The sequence below is a fragment of the Curtobacterium ammoniigenes NBRC 101786 genome (assembly GCF_001571045.1).
Taxonomy (GTDB): Bacteria; Actinomycetota; Actinomycetes; order Actinomycetales; family Microbacteriaceae; genus Curtobacterium; species Curtobacterium ammoniigenes.
Genome location: NZ_BCSV01000002.1, coordinates 284597 through 301925 on the forward strand (window position 1 = coordinate 284597; position 17329 = coordinate 301925).

The window sequence follows — 17329 nt, forward strand, 5'->3', positions numbered from 1 at the left end:
GGTCATCATGTCCGCTCTTCTCGCCGCCGCAGCCAGCGCGCCTGCCGTCTCCGGATGGGCCGGGTGGCACGCCGGACCGCCGGTCGGATTCATCGTGTTCCCGATCTTCTTCATCCTGTTCTGGGCCGCGGTCGTCGTCCTGTTCGTGACGCTTCGCCGCGGAGGATGGCGGGCGCGGAGCGACGCCCGCGCCGTCCTCGCGGACCGATTCGCGCGAGGCGATATCGACACCGAGGAGTATCGGGCGCGCCTGGCGGAGCTCAGCCGAAAGTAGATCGGCGTGAACCGGAGGAAACGCGTGAGGCCGCAGTTCGCCCGAACTGCGGCCTCGGCACTTGTTATCGCGTGACGGCAGCAACACCCATGGCGCTGACGGCGCGCTCCGCGTCGTCGGAGGTGGCGAGGAAGACCTGTCCGTTCATACGGGTGATCTGGACGGCTCGCTGGCCGCTGGCTGCGAGGAGCAGACCCTTCCGACGACTGCCGCCCTTGATCCCCCATCCGCCGAAGTCCTCCAGCGGCCGGACGTCGACGCTGGTGACGGATGCAATCTCCACCTTCTTGACGCGAACCGCCCAGAATGGCACCGCGATGAGCCACACCGTGGTGCGGGTCGCGATGATTGCGACCGCCGGCGCGACGAGCATCAGCACGATGAGCGCGGCGCCGATGCCGAGCATCCACCAGCCGCTCGCGTTCGGGAACCCGGCGATAGAGAACATGCACACCAGCACGGGGCCGCCGCAGAGGATGAGGCGGAGACCGATGTTGAACCGTTGCCAGGAGAGAACGCTCATTGATCTGTCCGATCGCTTCGTGACGCGCGAAGGGAGATCGCAACGAACGGTGCCCCAGTAACCGGAACAGAATTGTCCAGTCAACCGGAGCACCTGCTGGGTGCGCGAGGGGGGACTTGAACCCCCACGCCCTCACGGGCACACGGACCTGAACCGTGCGCGTCTACCAATTCCGCCACTCGCGCCAGCGCCGGAAACACTACCATGTCAGGGCAGCGTCGCTTGCCGCGTGCAGCCGGAGCGGATGGTCAACCACTACCATGCAGGGGTTACGACCGAGAACGCGGGAGACTCATGGGCCTACTTGACAGCTTCGAGCGCAAGCTCGAGCGCGCTGTCAATGGCGCGTTCGCAAAGACGTTCCGCTCGGGCGTGCAGCCGATCGAGATCTCGAGCGCCTTACGGCGCGAACTCGACACGCATGCGGCAATTGTGTCGCGCGAGCGCATCCTCGTGCCGAACGAGTTCGTCGTCCGGCTGTCGCCGCCGGACTTCACGCGGATGGACGAGCTCGGGCAGCCGCTCATCGATGAGCTCACCCAACTGGTGCAGCAGCACGCAGTCGCGCAGAACTACTCGTTCTCCGGTCCGCTGACAATCCGTCTCCTGCAGGACGGCACGCTGTCGACCGGCATCCTCCAGGTCGACGTCTCCACGGTGCAGCGAGATGTCCCGTGGGTCGCCGTGCTCGATATCGGCTCTCAGCGGCACCACCTTAAGGTCGGCCGCACCGTCATCGGCCGTGGGTCCGAGGCGGACATCACTGTCGCGGACACGGGTGCCAGCCGCAAGCATCTCGAAGTGCTGTGGGACGGCAAGCATGCCCAGGCCACCGATCTCGGCTCGACGAACGGTTCGAAACTGAACGGCGACCGCTTCCAGCAGGCGATCGTTGAGCCGGATTCCACCCTGGAAGTCGGGCGCACCCGTATGGTGTTCCGCGTGATCCCGGAGAACGAAGGAGGCGCTCGGTGACCAGCACCCTGACGCTCCTTGTCCTTCGGTTCGTGTTCCTCGCGGTGCTGTGGCTCTTCGTGTTCGCCATCGTCTTCGCGTTGCGGAGCGACTTCTTCGGCCAGCGCACCCGAACGATCCCTGCAGACAAGCAGAACGTGCCACAGACGCCGACCACACCGCCGGTCCCTGCCGGTGCGGCAAGTGCGCGGGCGGCCGGCGCATCTCCAAGCGCCTTCACCGAAGCGATCCTCTCCGGCGGACCCGCCGGATCCGGCGGCGCCGCAACGCCGTCCGCATCGATCCCGACGCGGCTCGTCATCACGGAAGGCGCACGCGAAGGCATGGAGATGCCGCTGGGCAGCGGTCCGATCACGATCGGGCGGTCCAGCGAAAGCAACGTCGTCATTCGCGACGACTACACCTCAACGCACCACGCTCGCCTCGAGCTCCGCCCTGACGGATGGATCATCACCGACCTCGACTCCACGAACGGTACGTTCCTGAACGGTCAGCGCGTCACCGCACCCCTGCCGGTGCCGGAGCGCGCCCCGATCACCATCGGAACGACCACGTTCGAGCTGCGGCGGTAGGACCGGATGGTCGCCCGTACCCTGAGCGCCGCGGTCTCCCATGTGGGGCGTATCCGCGCGAACAACCAGGACTCCGGATACGCCGGAGCCCACCTGTTCGCGGTCGCGGACGGCATGGGCGGGCACGCCGGCGGCGACGTCGCCTCAGCCATCGCCATCCGCCGCATCCGCGAGGTCGACCGTGACTTCCCGTCAGCCCACGACGCCGAGTTCGCGCTCCAGACCGCGCTGATCGCGGCGAACCAGCTCATCACCGAGACTGTGTTCGAGCATCATGAGCTCACCGGCATGGGGACAACGGTGAGCGCCATGATCCGCGTCGGGGACGAGATCGCGATCGCGCACATCGGCGACTCCCGGATCTACCGATACCGTGACGGCGAGCTGACCCAGATCACGAACGATCACACATTCGTGCAGCGACTCGTCGACAGCGGCCGCATCACGCCGGAAGAAGCTGCCGTCCATCCGCGACGCTCCGTGCTCATGCGGGTGCTCGGGGATGTCGATGCCGCGCCCGAGGTCGATACCACGGTCATGGATCTCCAACCCGGCGACCGGTGGCTGCTCTGCTCCGACGGACTCTCCTCATATCTGGCCGAGGAGCGGATCCGGCATGCCCTCGCGTCCGACATGGACGCGAACCAGGTCACGCAGCGGCTCGTCAAAGAGACCCTCGACCATGGCGCACCGGACAACGTGACGGTGGTCGTGATGGACGTCCCCGTGCATGAGCCGGAGGAGGTCGACGACGCCGCGACAACCGTCGGGTCCGCTGCCGCGCCGCTGACATTCGAGGCATCCACCGGACGCAAGCCGATCCGCCTCCCGACAATCCTGCTGCACCCGCTCAAGGTCACCACCGCTCCGGAAGACTCCCACTTCGAACCGGAGTCCGACCAGTACTTCGCCGAGCTCATCGCCGAGGACCGGCGGCGACGCCTCCGACGCCGCGTCACCTGGACCATCGCGGTCGTCGCCGCGATCATCGCGATCGCAGCCGCTGTGCTCTTCGGCTATCGCTGGACGCAGACGCTGTACTACGTCGGCGACGACCGCGGTCAGGTCGCCATTTATAAGGGAGTGCAGGAAGGGATCGGTCCCCTGACGCTCTCGCACGTCTACGAGGACACCGACGTCGAGGTCGCCAAGCTCCCCGCCTACACGAAGCAGAGCGTGAAGCAGACGATCAACGCGGCGACGCTCGAAGACGCTCGTGAAATCGTGGCGCGCCTCCGGAAAGCGGAGCAGACGGGCCGTGATCAGCCTCCCGTGACGCCGCGGCCCACTGCGTCGCCGAGCCCGTCCGCCGTGCCGTCCATCACGCCGACCGCGACCGTCAGCGCCGCCGCCGCGCCCGCACCCGGGCAGGAGGCGACCCCACGTGACTGATTCGTCTCGCCAATCCTTCACCCAGGCCATCACCATTCGGCTCCGGCAGCCGGCGCGCGCTCGCAACCTCGAGCTCGTGCTCCTCGTCCTCGCATCGGGGATCGCTGCGGGCGCCATGGTGCTCGTCGAACTCGGAACCCGCGGAACACTGTTCGACACATCGGTGCTCTGGGTCGGATCGCTGATCCTCGTCCTCGCCCTCGTCATGCACGTGGTGCTCCGCATCGTGGCCCGGAACGCGGACCCGTTCCTCCTGCCGATCGCGGTCGCACTGAACGGGCTCGGGATCGCAGAGATCTACCGGATCGACATCCACAACAACGTCACCGGCTGGAACGCCGTGGGCGTGAAGCAGATCGTCTGGACGCTGCTCGCGATGGTGCTTGCGATCATCGTGCTGTTCCTGGTGCGCAACCATCGGTTCCTGCAGCGGTACCGCTACATCTTCATGTTGATCAGCATGCTGCTCCTCCTGCTTCCTATGCTGCCCGGCATCGGCGAGGACATTTCCGGCGCACGCGTCTGGATCCACGTCGGATCCTTCTCGTTCCAGCCCGGGGAACTCGCGAAGATCACGCTCGCCCTGTTCTTCGCGGGATATCTCGTGACGGCGCGGGACAGCCTGTCGATCGTCGGCCCGAAGATCCTCGGCATTCGGTTCCCACGCGCTCGCGACCTCGGTCCGATCCTCATCGTGTGGGGCGCTGCCATGAGCGTGCTCGTGTTCCAGCATGACCTCGGCACCTCACTGCTGTACTTCGGTCTGTTCCTGGTGATGATCTACGTGGCGACCGCTCGCCTCGGTTGGGTGCTCATCGGACTTGTGCTCTTCATCGGTGGCGCGATCGCGGCCTCCTCCGCACTGTCGTACGTGCACGGCCGCTTCCAGCAATGGCTGGAACCGTTCAACAACGCCGTTTACAACAAGCCGTACGACAGCAGCTATCAGCTCGTCACCGGTCTCTTCGGATTCGCGAACGGAGGCCTGACGGGAACCGGACTCGGACAGGGCCGCCCGTATCTCACGCCGGTCGCCCAGAGCGACTACATCATCTCCGCACTCGGCGAGGAGCTCGGCCTCGTCGGTCTGTTCGCGATCCTGGCGCTCTTCCTGCTGTTCGTTTCGCGCGGCTTCCGGGTCGGGTATGCCATCCAAGACGACTTCGGCAAGCTGCTCGGCGTCGGACTCGGATTCGTTGTCGCCTTGCAGGTCTTCGTGGTTGTCGGCGGCATCACACGCGTCATCCCCGAGACCGGATTGACCACGCCCTTTATGGCGGCCGGTGGTTCGTCGCTCGTCGCGAACTGGATCATCGCGGCGATGCTCATGCGGCTGACGGATGCCATTCCCGCCGAACAGCGGGTGCAGCAAGCCGCGGAGCCCGAGCTTCGACCCGCACAGCCCGAGATCAGGATAGGACGGTGACCGCCGCATGAAACGACAAATCCGCTCCATCTCCGCAGTGGTCCTGCTGATGTTCGTGGCGCTCTTCGTATCGACGACGAGCATCCAGTTCTTCGCTGCGCCCTCGTTGCGCGCGGACCCCCGCAATTCGAGGTCCATCCTGGCGAGCTACTCCACGAAGCGCGGCGCGATCCTTGTGGACGGCAATCCCATCGCCGAGTCCGTGCCGTCCAACGATCAGTACAAGTACCAGCGCACCTACTCGAACGGGCCGCTCTACGCGCCGGTGACCGGCTACTTCACGCTCGGCCAGGGCAGCACGGGCATCGAGCACGCCGAGAACCAGGAACTGTCCGGCACAAGCGACGACAGCTTCTTCCAGAACATCAACTCGATCCTGACGGGCCAAGACGTCCAGGGCGGGAACATCAACACGACCATCAATGCGAAGGTCCAGCAGGCCGCGTGGAATGCGCTCGGGAACCAGACCGGCGCCGTCGTCGCGATCGAGCCGAGCACCGGGAAGATCCTCGCGATGGTGTCGAAGCCCTCGTTCGACCCGAACCAGCTCGCGTCGCACAACATCCAGAGCGTGCTCGCGGCCTACAAGCAGCTCAATACGGACCCGTCCGCGCCGTTGCAGAACCGGGCTATCGGCGGCGACCTGTATGTGCCGGGTTCCGTGTTCAAACTCATCGTCGCCTCCGCTGCGTTCGAGAGCGGGGACTGGAACCTCGACTCCACGCTCCCGAACCCATCGACCCTGCAGCTCCCTGGCACGTCCACGTTCATCAACAATGCCGAGGGCGGCGCGTGCGGGGGCGGATCGACCGTGACCATCGCGCTCGCACTGCAGAACTCGTGCAACATCCCGTTCGCCGAACTCGGCGAGAAGGTCGGATACGCGAAGATCAAAGCGATGGCCGACAAGTACGGCTATGGCAGCTCGATCGACATTCCGCAGTCTTCGACGGCAAGCCAGTACCCGCAGCCGGACAGCACAGCGCAGCTCATGCTCAGCGCGTTCGGGCAGGCGAACGACCGTGTCTCGCCGCTGCAGATCGCGATGACCACGGCGGGCATCGCCAATGGCGGGAAAGTCATGCAACCGACCCTGATCGACACGATCACGACGAGTGACCTCAAGGTCATTCGCCCGTTCACGCCGAAGGTGTACAGCGACCCGATCTCCTCGGCGAACGCGGCTGCGCTGACGAAAGCAATGGAGACGGTCGTCACCAGCGGGACCGGGACCAATGCGAGAATCAACGGGGTCGATGTCGCCGGCAAGACCGGGACCGCTCAGAACGGCCCGGGTCAGCCGTACACGCTCTGGTTCACCGGCTTCGCACCCGCGAACAACCCGAAGGTCGCGGTGGCGGTCGTCGTCGGCAACGGGGGCGGGCTCGGCGAGTCCGGGTATGGGAACACAGTCGCGGCCCCGATCGCGAAGCAAGTCATGGAGGCGGTGCTGAATCAATGAGACCCACCAGCGGACTCACCTTCGGTGGGCGGTACCAGCTCTCCTCTCGCGTCGCCATCGGCGGCATGGGCGAGGTGTGGCAGGCGACCGACCTCGTCATCGGCCGAACCGTCGCCCTCAAGATCCTCAAGGACGAGTACCTCGGCGACCCGGGTTTCCTCGAGCGGTTCCGCGCTGAGGCGCGCCACGCCGCACTCGTCAACCACGAGGGAATTGCCAACGTCTTCGACTACGGCGAGGAAGACGGCAGCGCCTACCTCGTCATGGAGCTCGTTCCAGGCGAGGCGCTCTCCACGCTGCTCGAACGGGAGCACACCCTCCCGGTCGACAAGGTGCTCGACATCGTCGCCCAAACGGCGAACGCGCTGCAGGCCGCCCACGCGGTCGGGCTCGTGCACCGCGATATCAAGCCCGGCAATCTCCTCATCACCCCCGACGGCCGTGTGAAGATCACCGACTTCGGAATCGCGCGCATCGCCGATCAGGTTCCCCTCACCGCGACCGGCCAGGTCATGGGGACCGTGCAATACCTGTCGCCTGAGCAGGCGTCCGGACACCCGGCGTCGCCATCGACCGACATCTACTCCCTCGGCATCGTCGCCTACGAATGCCTGGCCGGGAGGCGCCCCTTCACTGGCGAGTCGCAGGTCGCCATTGCGATGGCCCACATCAACGAGCAGGCGCCGGCGTTGCCGAACTCCATCCCGGAGCCGGTCCGGGATCTCGTCATGGCGTGCATCGCGAAGAAGCCGGCGGAGCGTCCGGCGACCGCTGCCAATCTCGCGCGCGCCGCCCAGGCGTTGCGTCGGGGCGATGTCGCTGCAGCAACCGTCGCCGTGCCCGCCCTCGCGGCCGCTGCTGGGACGGTGCTGTTCAACCCACCGGCGGCGGCTGCAGCCGATGACGCGGCGACGAGCATCATCGGGGCTCCGACCGTAATGCAGCCGAACCCGGTGCCCCCGGCGATCATCGACGACCGGCCGCTCGATGACGAGGACCGCAGACGCTCGCGCTGGTGGATCTGGGCGCTTCTCGCCGCACTGGTGATCGCCGCAATCATCGTCGGGCTCCTCGCGTTCGCCAACCGACCCGGCACTCCGGCGCCGACCACGTCCGCCTCCGCTCCGTCGTCGCCGTCGTCGACGCCCTCGCAGACCCCGAGTCAGACTCCGTCGCAGACCGCGACGACACCGTCACGGGTCCAGGTGAACAGCAGCGACTACGTCGGGAAGCCGCTCAATCAGGCGCAGGCGCAGCTGCAGAACCTCGGATTCACGGTCAAGACGGCTGCTGGCGATACGACGTCGGATCAGACGAAGGTGAACACGGTCGAGTCGATCACGCCGACCGGCAACCTGCCGTACGGCTCCACGGTGACGCTCCAGTACTACACGGCGCAGCCCACGCCCCCGACGCCGACTACGCCGACCGCATCGGCGGTCGACCAGGCAACCGGCACGTTCACCGTCTCGTGGCCCGCATACACGCAGTGCCCCGCCGGCTACTCGTTCACGGGCACCTACACCTGGTCCATCTCGAACGGCACCGACACGAACGCCCAGTCGACGGGCAGCACATCGAACACGAGCATGACCGTGAAAGCGACGCAGCCGGGCCAGCCCACCTCCTTCGTGTACAAGGTGACCTGTGGGTCCGTTCAGTCGGCGAACTCGAACCCTGCGAACGCCACGTGGACGCAGCCGTCACCATCGAGCAGCACGTCGAGTTCGGGAGCGCCGACCGCGGGGCTCGGCGTGCCGAGCGGGCTCCCGTCGGCCAACGGCTGACCCGTCGGCCCCGTTCCGGGCGCGCGATCCGCGGTTCACAACCGCTGCATATCGGTTCGTCAACGGTCTGTTCGGAGCGGTCGCCGCCAGGGTCCGGCCAGGAAAGCCTGCCGTACACTGACACCCGAGGGACGACGGAGGAGTACGTTGGCAGAAGGCGTCACCGCGGGGATCACCCTTCTCGCGAACCGCTATGAGATCGGTGCAGTGATCGGTCGGGGCGGTATGGCGACGGTGCACGAGGGCTTCGACACCAAGCTCGGGCGTCGCGTCGCGATCAAGTTGCTGAAGCCGAGTCTCGCCGATGACCCGGCGTTCCGTACCCGCTTCCGTCAGGAGGCGCAGGCTGCCGCCCGCATGGCGCACCCCACGATCGTCCGCGTGTACGACGCCGGTGAGGAAGACGTCGTCGAACCGTCCGGCGCAACTGTGCAGGTTCCGTTCATCGTCATGGAGTTCGTCGAGGGACGCCCGCTCAGCGACATCCTGACCGACGGTCCGGTCAGCCCGCCGGAGGCCATCCGAATCGCCGAGGGCATCCTCACCGCGCTCGAGTACTCGCATCGCGCCGGCGTGATCCACCGCGACATCAAGCCGGCGAACGTCATGATGACACCGGCGGGCCAGGTCAAGGTCATGGACTTCGGCATCGCGCGCGCGATCACCGACACATCTGCAACCGTCGCGCAGACCACGTCGATCCTCGGGACTGCCGCCTACTTCTCGCCCGAGCAGGCGCGCGGGGAAACGGTCGACGCCCGCACCGACCTGTACTCGACCGGCGTCGTCCTGTTCGAGCTCCTCACCGGCCGCCCCCCGTTCATCGGCGATTCGCCGGTCGCGGTTGCGTACCAGCACGTGAGTGAGCAGCCGCTTGCGCCCTCGATGATCAACCCGGCCGTCTCGCCGGCGCTCGATGCGGTCACGCTGCACGCGCTCGCGAAGGACCGAAACGTCCGCTTCCAGAACGCGAGCGAGTTCCGGCGAGATCTTCAGGAGGCCGCCGCAGGCCACATCCCAGCCACTCGTCGCCTTCCTACCGACGGCGGCGCATCGAACGTCCTGTTCGGCGTGAATCCACGCACCACGAGCAATCCGGATGTCGCCTTCCGGGAGCTGGAGAGCACGCAGGGTGACCGGCCGCAGCGGACGCAGTCGCGGCCTCCTGTTGCGTGGATCTGGGTTGGGATCTTGCTGACACTCGCGGTGATCGTCGGCGTGATCATCTGGGTCGTCAATCTGCAGCCGGCGCCGCCGACGAGCAGTGCGATCAGTGTTCCGAACGTCGCGGGCGAGACCTACTCCACCGGAGCGAAGTCGCTCGAGCGCGCCCATCTCGTTCCCGTCGAGGTCGGCGAGAATTCGCAGACGGTTCCCAAGGGGCGCATCATCGGAACGGACCCGGGGAAGGGCACCGGGGTCGCGGCGCAGCAGCAGATCCGCGTCCTCGTATCCCAGGGGCCGGCGCAGGTCACGATCCCCGACGTCTCGAATCAGACACAGGCAGCGGCGCAATCCACGCTGACCGCGCTCGGGCTGCAGATCGGCGCGGTCAACACGACCTACTCCACGAACGTTCCGGCCGGCACGGTGATCAGCACCGATCCGGCGTCCGGGAGCACGGTCAACAAGGGCAGCATCGTGAACCTCTCGGTGTCGAATGGGCTGGTGCAATTGCCGTCCGTTCTGCAGCAGCCGTTCTCGACCGCGAACTCGACGGTCGCGAACCTCGGGCTGACGGTGGTTCCGTCACCCACCTACACGTGCACGGGCAACATCGTCGTCCAGCAGAGTGTCCCGCCGGGCGATGTCCAGCAGGGCACGTCGGTCACGCTGACGTACTGTGCAGCGTCGAACCAGCCAGCACCATCGCCGAGCGCCTCTGCGACGAGCGGGCCGACATCGAGCCCATCGGCGACGCCATCCCACTGACGGCTGGTCAGCCGGGTTCAGTTCGTCGTCGTGATGAGCGGATTGAGGCGCGATGCGTGCTCCGCCGCACCGTGCACGCCGACGACCTCGAGCCAGTTGCCGATCATCTGATAGCCCCCCTCGGTCAGCACGGACTCCGGGTGGAACTGCACGCCGAAGACCGGCGCCGACACGTGCTCGACGCCCATGATGACGCCGCCCTCTGTTCGCGCAGAGACGGTGAGGTCGTCGGGAACCGTGCCGTCGACGATGGCGAGCGAGTGATAGCGGGTCGCCGTGAACGGATCCGGAACACCCGCGAAGAGCGTGCTGCCGTTGTGAATGACGAGTGACGTCTTTCCGTGCATGAGCTCTTCGGCGTGCGTGACGGTCGCTCCGAGCGCTTCAGCGATCGCCTGATGGCCGAGACAGACGCCGAGGAGCGGCTTGTACTGCGCAATCGCAGCATGCACGATTGGGACCGACACCCCCGCAGCAGCAGGCGTTCCCGGACCGGGGGAGAGGAGCACCGCGTCGTACGCCGCGATGCGATCGGCGGCATCGGAGGCGTCGAACGCGTCGTTGCGCACCACCTCTGTCTGCGCGCCGAGCTGCTGCAGATACCCGTCGAGCGTGTAGACGAAGCTGTCGTAGTTGTCGATGACGAGAATGGTCGCCACAGCGGTCACCCGCTCTCTGTTGATGGTGCATGGCTTTCCGATGGTGCGTCGGAGGACAATGGTGCGTTCGCCGGCGCGCGATCAGTAGCCGCTAGAATACCGGCCATGGCGAAGGACAAGAACCGCACCCGCCCCGTTCGCAACGCCCGCGCCGAAGCAGTCGACTCGGCAGCAGATCGAGGCAACGCGCCCTGGTTCAAGCCGGTGATGTTCGGGTTCATGCTCGTCGGACTCGCGTGGGTGATCGTCTTCTACGTCTCGCAGGGTTCACTCCCGGTGCCGGCGCTCGCATCGTGGAACATCCTCGTGGGCTTCGGGATCATGTTCGTCGGGTTCCTGATGACGACCCGCTGGCACTGAACCAGCGTTCCCCCGCGGCTGCGAGTCTGTTGCAGCGGATCGCCTCACGACGATGGTCGGCCCCGACGGTTCTCACACTGGCTCGTTCGCTGTGCCGTGAGCGCTCCCCCACGCTGCCGCTTCCGGCGAGTTACAACGGTGTGATTATCCCCACTGTGGAAACCGGTGTGGATAACCGTCAGTAGTAGAGCGAATAGCCCACGTAGGACACCACGACGGCGGCGATCGCTTCCGCGATCAGCAGCGCGATCTGCAGGTTGCGACGCCGGAGGGCTCGCGTCCTGGCGAAGATGAAGCCGGTGAGGAATCCGCCGACGATGCCGCCGACGTGTGCCTGCCATGCGATCCCCGGCACGATGAACCCGATGACGAGGTTGAGGGCGATCACGACGAGGATTTGGACGGCATTGCCGCCGAGGCTGTGCTGCAAAACGAAGAAGCACGCGAAGAGACCGAAGATCGCACCCGAGGCACCGATGACACTTGTCTGCGGTGCGATCAGCGTGACTGCCATCGAGCCGACGATGCCGCTGATCACGTAGAGCGCGACGAACCGCCACGATCCAAGCATCCGCTCGAGGATCTGTCCGAAGATCCACACAGCCCACATGTTGAACCCGATGTGGAGGATGCCTCCGTGCACGAGCATCGTCGTGACGAGACGCCACGGCTCGGCTGCGACGAGCGATGGGTTGAAGAGCAGTGCGGCGGTGACCGGCCCGTTCACGCCGCCTGTCGCGAGCTGCGCGAACCACACGAGGACAGTGATCGCGACGATGACGAACGTGGCGGGCGTCCCGAGCATGGAGAAGCGTCGGCGGGCGATCGTGAATCCACTCGGACCGACTGCGCGTCGATTCTGCTGGAACTGCGCCCGCTGTTCGCGCACGCATTCGGGGCAGTGCACGCCGACGGCCGCGGGTGTCTGGCACTCGGGGCAGATGGTCCGCCCGCACCGCTGGCAGAGAACGAAACTCTGCCGGTTGGGGTGCCGGTAGCAGTAGTTCGCGGGATTCCGCGCCGGATCGCTCAAGGAGACGGTCGCCGGCTATTCGACGTCGATGCTCGTGATGACCACGTCATCGAGCGGCTTGTCGCGACCGTCGGTTGCGACGCCCTCGATCGCGTCGACCACCTTGCGTGACTCGTCGTCGGCAACCTCGCCGAAGATGGTGTGCTTGCCCTGCAGCCACGGGGTCGCGACGGTCGTGATGAAGAACTGGGAGCCGTTCGTTCCCTTGCCACCCTGGATGCCCGCGTTCGCCATGGCGAGCAGGTACGGCTTCTGGAAGGTCAGTTCGGGGTGGATCTCGTCATCGAACCGGTACCCGGGGCCGCCGATGCCCTGCCCGAGCGGGTCCCCGCCCTGAATCATGAAGTCTTTGATGATGCGGTGGAAGACGACCCCGTCGTACAGGGGATCGGTGGTGACCTTGCCGGTTCCGGGGTGGGTCCACTCCTGCGTGCCCGTTGCGAGTCCGACGAAGTTGGCGACGGTCTTCGGCGCGTGGTTCCCGAACAGGTTCACTCGGATGTCGCCGTGGTTGGTGTGGATAGTCGCAACAGCAGTGTGCAAAGCCATGCGTGCATTCTCGCATGGCCGTCTGACCCTCTCATCCGCCTTCCAGTGCTCCCTCCGTGACCTGTCAGGGAGCGTGGTGGCAGTATGGGTGCACTTCGCCCGTTCATGGAGGATCCAGATGTCGACGATCGAACTGTCCCGCAAGCGCCGGAAGCAGCTCAAGAAGCTCAAGGGCCAGACCGCTTCGCTCATCGGTGAGCAGCGTCAGGTGCTTGAGCATGCCAATGCGATCCTTGCGGAGGCGCGTGCGAACGCTGCTGACGTCGCCCGCCGTGACATCGCCCCGCGGGTGCAGAACGCGATCGACAACGGCGTTCGACCGGCGGTCGCTACGGGCATGTCTGCGGCGTCCTCTGCTGCGTCCGCGACGAAGGATCGCATTGTTTCTGACGTCATCCCGAGCCTGGTTTCGACCGCCGGTACGGTGCTCGGCGCGATGGATTCCGTGAAGGATCCCCGTGTGCAGAAGATCGTGAAGCAGGCACAGAAGAAGGCCAAGTCGGCGCAGAAGAAGCTCCCGAAGCAGCGCTCCGGCATCGGCTTCGGCGGTGTTGCACTCATCATCGTTGGCGTGGTCGCTATCGCGGGTGCGGCCTACGCGGCCTATCAGACGCTTCGCGCCGACGACGATCTGTGGGTCGCGGACGACGCAGACACCGCGGAGAAGCCCGCGTCCTAACCACGGTCTGCAGCGGGGGTCGGCATCGCCGGCCCCCGTTTCGCGTGCCCCAAGCACTGACAGCGAAGGAGCCGGCCGCGTCGCGGCCCCGCGCGCCCGGCGACGTCAGAACTGACGAGCCAGCGCCCGCGAAGCGACAAAGTCGCGAGCACAGCTCGCCAGGAGATCCGTCGCGCCGCAGAGGCGGCGGCGCGCCACAAACAAGACGAGCGCCCCAGGCGAAGCGACAAAGTCGCGAGCACAGCTCGCCGAGAGAATCGTCGCGCCGCAGAGGCGGCGGCGCGCCAGAGGAATGACGAGCGCCCGAGGCGAAGCGACGGAGTCGCGAGCAGAGCTCGCCTCAAGCGAGTGGAGCCTAGGGGAATCGAACCCCTAACCCCCGCCTTGCAAAGGCGGTGCTCTGCCAATTGAGCTAAGGCCCCGGAGTGGATCGGCTCGGAACTCCGAGCATCCGGTTGTCCGCGCGATCGCGGATTGGAATTGCAGTCGTGGAATTGTGAGTGGGGCTACTAGGACTTGAACCTAGGACCTCTTCGTTATCAGCGAAGCGCTCTAACCGCCTGAGCTATAGCCCCAAGACCGGCTACGAGCCTACATGACCGGGCTGGTTTGCACGAATCGAGGCGTGCCTCCGGGCCGGTCGCGCAGGGCGCGCCGAGGTCGGTTTCAGTTGTTGGTGAACCCGACGAGGAGTCCGCCCATGATGCGAACGGACAGGTTGTAGAGAACGCTCACGATCGCGCCGAGCACGGTTCCGACCACGAGGTTGAGGATTCCCACGACGAGTGTGAAGCCGAAGACCTGTCCGAGCGAGAACTGGTCCATCACGGTGTAGTTGTTCTTGCCGGTGACGTCTTGGAGCAGCTTGTCGATCTGCCCGAACACCCCTGTCTGGTTGAGGATCACCCAGATCAACGCCGTTGCGACGATGAGGACGATGCTTCCCGCGAGCGCGATGAGGAATGACAGTTTCACCATCGACCAGAAGTCGACGTAAACGAGTCGGAGGCGGACCTGGCGGTTGCCCACCGGACGCGCCGTCTTGCGCTGCAGCTTCTCGGCGACGCTACTCATTGGTTGACTGGTCCTCTCCGGCCACCGGGTCGGCGGGCTCGTCTGCTGCTTCGGCGGGATTGACAGTCTCCACCGGGCCGGCAGGTTCGATTGCTTCGTCGGCCTGGTCGTCCAGGTTACGCTCACTGTTCCGAGCGATGGCGATGATTCGATCATCATCGGCGAAGCGCGCAAAGACGACACCCATAGTGTCTCGGCCCTTTGCGGGGACTTCGGCGACAGATGACCTGACCACTTTGCCGGATTGCAGGACCACGAGGACCTCGTCGTCCTCCGAAACGATGAGACCTCCCACAAGGTCGCCGCGGTCGGCTGCCAGCTTGGCGACCTTGATGCCGAGCCCTCCGCGCCCCTGGACGCGGTATTGGCTGACGGCGGTTCGCTTGGCGTATCCGCCCTCGGTCATCACGAAGACGAACCCTTCGTCGGACACCACCGACGCTGCGAGGAGCGAGTCACCGTCGCGGAAGGCCATGCCCTTGACGCCAGAGGTGCTGCGCCCCATCGGTCGGAGCGCCCCGTTCGTCGCCGTGAAGCGCAGGGACATGCCATGCCGCGAGACGAGGAGCAGATCATCGGACTCGTCGACGAGGAGCGCGGAGACGAGCACGTCGTCGTCGCGCAGGTTGATCGCGATGATCCCCCCGCTGCGGTTGGTGTCGTATTCGCTGAGCGCGGTCTTCTTCACGAGCCCGTCACGCGTCGCGAGAACGAGGTACTGCGCGACTTCGTAGTCTCGGATGTCCAGAACCTGCGAGATCTGCTCGTCCGGCTGCATGGCCAAGAGGTTCGCGACGTGCTGCCCCTTCGCATCGCGCCCTGCCTCCTGCAGCTCATAGGCCTTCGCGCGGTACACGCGGCCCTTGTCCGTGAGGAACAGCAGCCAATGGTGCGTCGTCGTGACGAAGAAGTGCTCGACCACGTCGTCGGCGCGGAGCTGCGCACCCCGGACCCCGCGGCCGCCCCGGTGTTGCGAGCGGTACTGGTCGGATCGGGTGCGCTTCACGTAGCCGCCGCGCGTGATCGTGACGACGACCTCTTCTTCGGGAATGAGGTCTTCGACGCTCATGTCCCCGTCGTAGCCGAGCAGGATCTCGGTGCGGCGGTCGTCGCCGAAGCGCGACACGATCTCGTCGAGCTCGTCGATGATGATCCGCCGCTGCCGCTCCGGCGTCGCGAGGATGTCCTCGTAGTCGGCGATGCGGCGCTCGAGCTCTTCTGCTTCATCGTGGATCTTCTGACGCTCGAGCGCGGCGAGTCGCCGGAGCTGCAGTTCGAGGATCGCGCGGGCCTGGATCTCGTCGACGTCGAGGAGCTCCATCAGACCGTTTCGGGCCTCCTCGACGTCAGGCGAGCGCCGGATAAGCGCGATGACCTCGTCGAGCGCGTCCAGCGCCGCGAGGTAGCCGCGCAGGATGTGCGCGCGCTTCTCCGCCTCGCGGAGCCGATACTGCGTGCGGCGCACGATGACATCGACCTGGTGGTTCACCCACGCGGAGATGAATCCGTCGAGCGCGAGCGTCCGCGGGACCCCGTCGACGATCGCGAGCATGTTCGCGCCGAAGTTCTCCTGCAGCTGCGTGTGCTTGTACAGGTTGTTCAGCACGACCTTGGCGACGGCGTCGCGCTTCAGAACGATGACGAGTCGCTGCCCGGTCCGGCCGGAAGTCTCGTCGCGGATATCGGCGATGCCAGCGAGCCGGCCGTCCTTGACGAGCTCGGCGATCTTGATCGCGAGGTTGTCGGGGTTGACCTGGTACGGGAGCTCCGTGACCACCAGGCACGTGCGCCCCTGAATCTCTTCGACGTTGACGACCGCGCGCATGGTGATCGAGCCGCGGCCCGTTCGGTACGCGTCGTGGATGCCCTTGACCCCGAGGATCTGCGCAGCGGTCGGGAAATCCGGTCCCTTGATGCGCTGCATGAGCGCATCGAGCAGCTCCTCGCGCGACGCATCGGGGTGCTCGAGGGCCCACTTGGCACCCTCGGCGACCTCGCGCAAGTTGTGCGGCGGGATGTTCGTGGCCATACCGACCGCGATGCCGACCGAGCCGTTCACGAGCAGGTTCGGGAAACGGGACGGCAGGATCGACGGCTCCTGCGTCCGACCGTCGTAGTTGTCCTGGAAGTCGACGGTCTCCTCTTCGATGTCGCGCACCATCTCGAGCGCGAGCGGAGCCATCTTGGTCTCGGTGTATCGCGGAGCGGCCGCGCCGTCGTTGCCGGGCGAGCCGAAATTGCCCTGCCCGAGCGCGAGCGGATACCGCAGCGACCACGGCTGCACCAGACGAACGAGCGTGTCGTAGATCGCCGAGTCGCCGTGCGGATGGAACTGGCCCATCACATCACCGACGACGCGGGAGCACTTCGAGAACGCGCGATCGGGGCGGTAGCCGCCGTCGTACATCGCGTAGATCACACGGCGATGCACGGGCTTCAGACCGTCGCGGACCTCTGGCAGTGCGCGGCCGACGATGACCGACATCGCGTAGTCCAGGTAGGACCGCTGCATCTCGAGCTGGAGGTCGACCTGCGAAATCCGGTCCCCCGACACGACGATGTCCCCGCTGTCGCCGTGCACGACCTCTGGCTCATCGCCTGCGGTGTCGTTCTCGTCAGCCATGTGATCTGT

16 protein-coding genes and 3 tRNA genes are annotated in these 17329 nt (G+C 66.0%); 10 read left to right on the top strand and 9 right to left on the bottom strand.

The genetic code is table 11. The features are described from left to right. The first annotated feature begins 7 nt into the window (after nt 1-7). On the top strand, nt 8-274 hold the full coding sequence (locus CAM01S_RS14590; RefSeq protein WP_245631544.1) for an SHOCT domain-containing protein: 267 nt from the start codon (nt 8-10) through the stop codon (nt 272-274). Nucleotides 275-338: 64 nt separating this feature from the next. Here the strand turns inward: CAM01S_RS14590 and CAM01S_RS05065 are convergent, their stop codons facing one another. Next, nucleotides 339-797 (bottom strand): hypothetical protein, encoded by a 459-nt coding sequence (locus CAM01S_RS05065; protein ID WP_066517306.1) that lies wholly within the window; start codon nt 795-797, stop codon nt 339-341. A gap of 101 nt (nt 798-898) precedes the next feature. After that, a tRNA-Leu gene (locus CAM01S_RS05070) sits at nt 899-982 on the bottom strand. 109 nt (nt 983-1091) lie between these two features. Between CAM01S_RS05070 and CAM01S_RS05075 the strand changes: the two genes are divergently transcribed. From CAM01S_RS05075 to pknB, 7 genes are all read left to right on the top strand, one after another. After that, nucleotides 1092-1772: an FHA domain-containing protein gene (locus CAM01S_RS05075; protein ID WP_066517309.1), complete on the top strand. Its 681-nt coding sequence runs from the start codon at nt 1092-1094 to the stop codon at nt 1770-1772. Beyond that, nucleotides 1769-2344 (top strand): FHA domain-containing protein FhaB/FipA, encoded by a 576-nt coding sequence (locus CAM01S_RS05080; protein WP_066517311.1) that lies wholly within the window; start codon nt 1769-1771, stop codon nt 2342-2344. The genes CAM01S_RS05075 and CAM01S_RS05080 overlap by 4 nt, the downstream gene beginning before the upstream one ends. A 6-nt stretch (nt 2345-2350) precedes the next feature. Then, the gene (locus CAM01S_RS05085) at nt 2351-3736 is read left to right on the top strand and encodes a Stp1/IreP family PP2C-type Ser/Thr phosphatase (protein ID WP_066517312.1); all 1386 of its coding nucleotides are present in this window, start codon (nt 2351-2353) and stop codon (nt 3734-3736) included. After that, nucleotides 3729-5162, top strand: coding sequence for an FtsW/RodA/SpoVE family cell cycle protein (locus CAM01S_RS05090; RefSeq protein ID WP_066517314.1), 1434 nt, complete (start codon nt 3729-3731; stop codon nt 5160-5162). The genes CAM01S_RS05085 and CAM01S_RS05090 overlap by 8 nt, the downstream gene beginning before the upstream one ends. A gap of 7 nt (nt 5163-5169) precedes the next feature. Then, entirely contained in the window at nt 5170-6624 is a 1455-nt protein-coding gene (locus tag CAM01S_RS05095) for a peptidoglycan D,D-transpeptidase FtsI family protein (protein ID WP_066517315.1), read from the top strand. Continuing rightward, entirely contained in the window at nt 6621-8411 is a 1791-nt protein-coding gene (locus tag CAM01S_RS05100) for a serine/threonine-protein kinase (RefSeq protein ID WP_066517316.1), read from the top strand. The genes CAM01S_RS05095 and CAM01S_RS05100 overlap by 4 nt, the downstream gene beginning before the upstream one ends. Nucleotides 8412-8558: 147 nt before the next feature. Further along, a complete protein-coding gene (pknB, locus tag CAM01S_RS05105) occupies nt 8559-10343 on the top strand; it encodes a Stk1 family PASTA domain-containing Ser/Thr kinase (RefSeq protein WP_157071435.1) in 1785 nt (594 codons plus the stop codon). Between the two features lie 17 nt (nt 10344-10360). On the opposite strand, the gene CAM01S_RS05110 is transcribed toward pknB, so the two are convergent. Beyond that, the gene (locus tag CAM01S_RS05110) at nt 10361-11002 is read right to left on the bottom strand and encodes an anthranilate synthase component II (RefSeq protein ID WP_066518587.1); all 642 of its coding nucleotides are present in this window, start codon (nt 11000-11002) and stop codon (nt 10361-10363) included. A gap of 105 nt (nt 11003-11107) precedes the next feature. Between CAM01S_RS05110 and CAM01S_RS05115 the strand changes: the two genes are divergently transcribed. Further along, nucleotides 11108-11362 (top strand): cell division protein CrgA, encoded by a 255-nt coding sequence (locus tag CAM01S_RS05115; RefSeq protein ID WP_066517318.1) that lies wholly within the window; start codon nt 11108-11110, stop codon nt 11360-11362. A 178-nt stretch (nt 11363-11540) separates the two neighbouring features. On the opposite strand, the gene CAM01S_RS05120 is transcribed toward CAM01S_RS05115, so the two are convergent. Together CAM01S_RS05120 and CAM01S_RS05125 are read right to left on the bottom strand one after the other, a co-directional pair. Continuing rightward, nucleotides 11541-12251 (bottom strand): rhomboid family intramembrane serine protease, encoded by a 711-nt coding sequence (locus tag CAM01S_RS05120; RefSeq protein ID WP_306306278.1) that lies wholly within the window; start codon nt 12249-12251, stop codon nt 11541-11543. Between the two features lie 159 nt (nt 12252-12410). Next, the gene (locus CAM01S_RS05125; RefSeq protein WP_066517320.1) at nt 12411-12944 is read right to left on the bottom strand and encodes a peptidylprolyl isomerase; all 534 of its coding nucleotides are present in this window, start codon (nt 12942-12944) and stop codon (nt 12411-12413) included. Between the two features lie 118 nt (nt 12945-13062). Between CAM01S_RS05125 and CAM01S_RS05130 the strand changes: the two genes are divergently transcribed. Next, nucleotides 13063-13623: a hypothetical protein gene (locus CAM01S_RS05130; RefSeq protein WP_066517322.1), complete on the top strand. Its 561-nt coding sequence runs from the start codon at nt 13063-13065 to the stop codon at nt 13621-13623. A 349-nt stretch (nt 13624-13972) separates the two neighbouring features. Here the strand turns inward: CAM01S_RS05130 and CAM01S_RS05135 are convergent. From CAM01S_RS05135 to gyrA, 4 genes are all read right to left on the bottom strand, one after another. Further along, nucleotides 13973-14045, bottom strand: a tRNA-Ala gene (locus tag CAM01S_RS05135). 79 nt (nt 14046-14124) lie between these two features. After that, a tRNA-Ile gene (locus CAM01S_RS05140) sits at nt 14125-14198 on the bottom strand. A gap of 91 nt (nt 14199-14289) precedes the next feature. Then, entirely contained in the window at nt 14290-14697 is a 408-nt protein-coding gene (locus tag CAM01S_RS05145) for a DUF3566 domain-containing protein (RefSeq protein ID WP_066517324.1), read from the bottom strand. Then, nucleotides 14690-17320 (bottom strand): DNA gyrase subunit A, encoded by a 2631-nt coding sequence (gene gyrA, locus CAM01S_RS05150; protein WP_066517326.1) that lies wholly within the window; start codon nt 17318-17320, stop codon nt 14690-14692. Before gyrA ends, CAM01S_RS05145 begins: the two co-directional genes overlap by 8 nt. Nucleotides 17321-17329: the final 9 nt, after the last annotated feature.

Excerpts from the sequence above, each read along its gene's own strand:
- CAM01S_RS14590 (WP_245631544.1), top strand. The coding sequence starts at position 8 with ATGTCCGCTCTTCTCGCCGCCGCAGCCAGCGCGCCTGCCGTCTCCGGA.
- CAM01S_RS05065 (WP_066517306.1), bottom strand. The coding sequence starts at position 797 with ATGAGCGTTCTCTCCTGGCAACGGTTCAACATCGGTCTCCGCCTCATC.
- CAM01S_RS05075 (WP_066517309.1), top strand. The coding sequence starts at position 1,092 with ATGGGCCTACTTGACAGCTTCGAGCGCAAGCTCGAGCGCGCTGTCAAT.
- CAM01S_RS05085 (WP_066517312.1), top strand. The coding sequence starts at position 2,351 with ATGGTCGCCCGTACCCTGAGCGCCGCGGTCTCCCATGTGGGGCGTATC.
- CAM01S_RS05095 (WP_066517315.1), top strand. The coding sequence starts at position 5,170 with ATGAAACGACAAATCCGCTCCATCTCCGCAGTGGTCCTGCTGATGTTC.
- CAM01S_RS05100 (WP_066517316.1), top strand. The coding sequence starts at position 6,621 with ATGAGACCCACCAGCGGACTCACCTTCGGTGGGCGGTACCAGCTCTCC.
- CAM01S_RS05115 (WP_066517318.1), top strand. The coding sequence starts at position 11,108 with ATGGCGAAGGACAAGAACCGCACCCGCCCCGTTCGCAACGCCCGCGCC.
- CAM01S_RS05125 (WP_066517320.1), bottom strand. The coding sequence starts at position 12,944 with ATGGCTTTGCACACTGCTGTTGCGACTATCCACACCAACCACGGCGAC.
- CAM01S_RS05130 (WP_066517322.1), top strand. The coding sequence starts at position 13,063 with ATGTCGACGATCGAACTGTCCCGCAAGCGCCGGAAGCAGCTCAAGAAG.
- CAM01S_RS05145 (WP_066517324.1), bottom strand. The coding sequence starts at position 14,697 with ATGAGTAGCGTCGCCGAGAAGCTGCAGCGCAAGACGGCGCGTCCGGTG.
- gyrA (WP_066517326.1), bottom strand. The coding sequence starts at position 17,320 with ATGGCTGACGAGAACGACACCGCAGGCGATGAGCCAGAGGTCGTGCAC.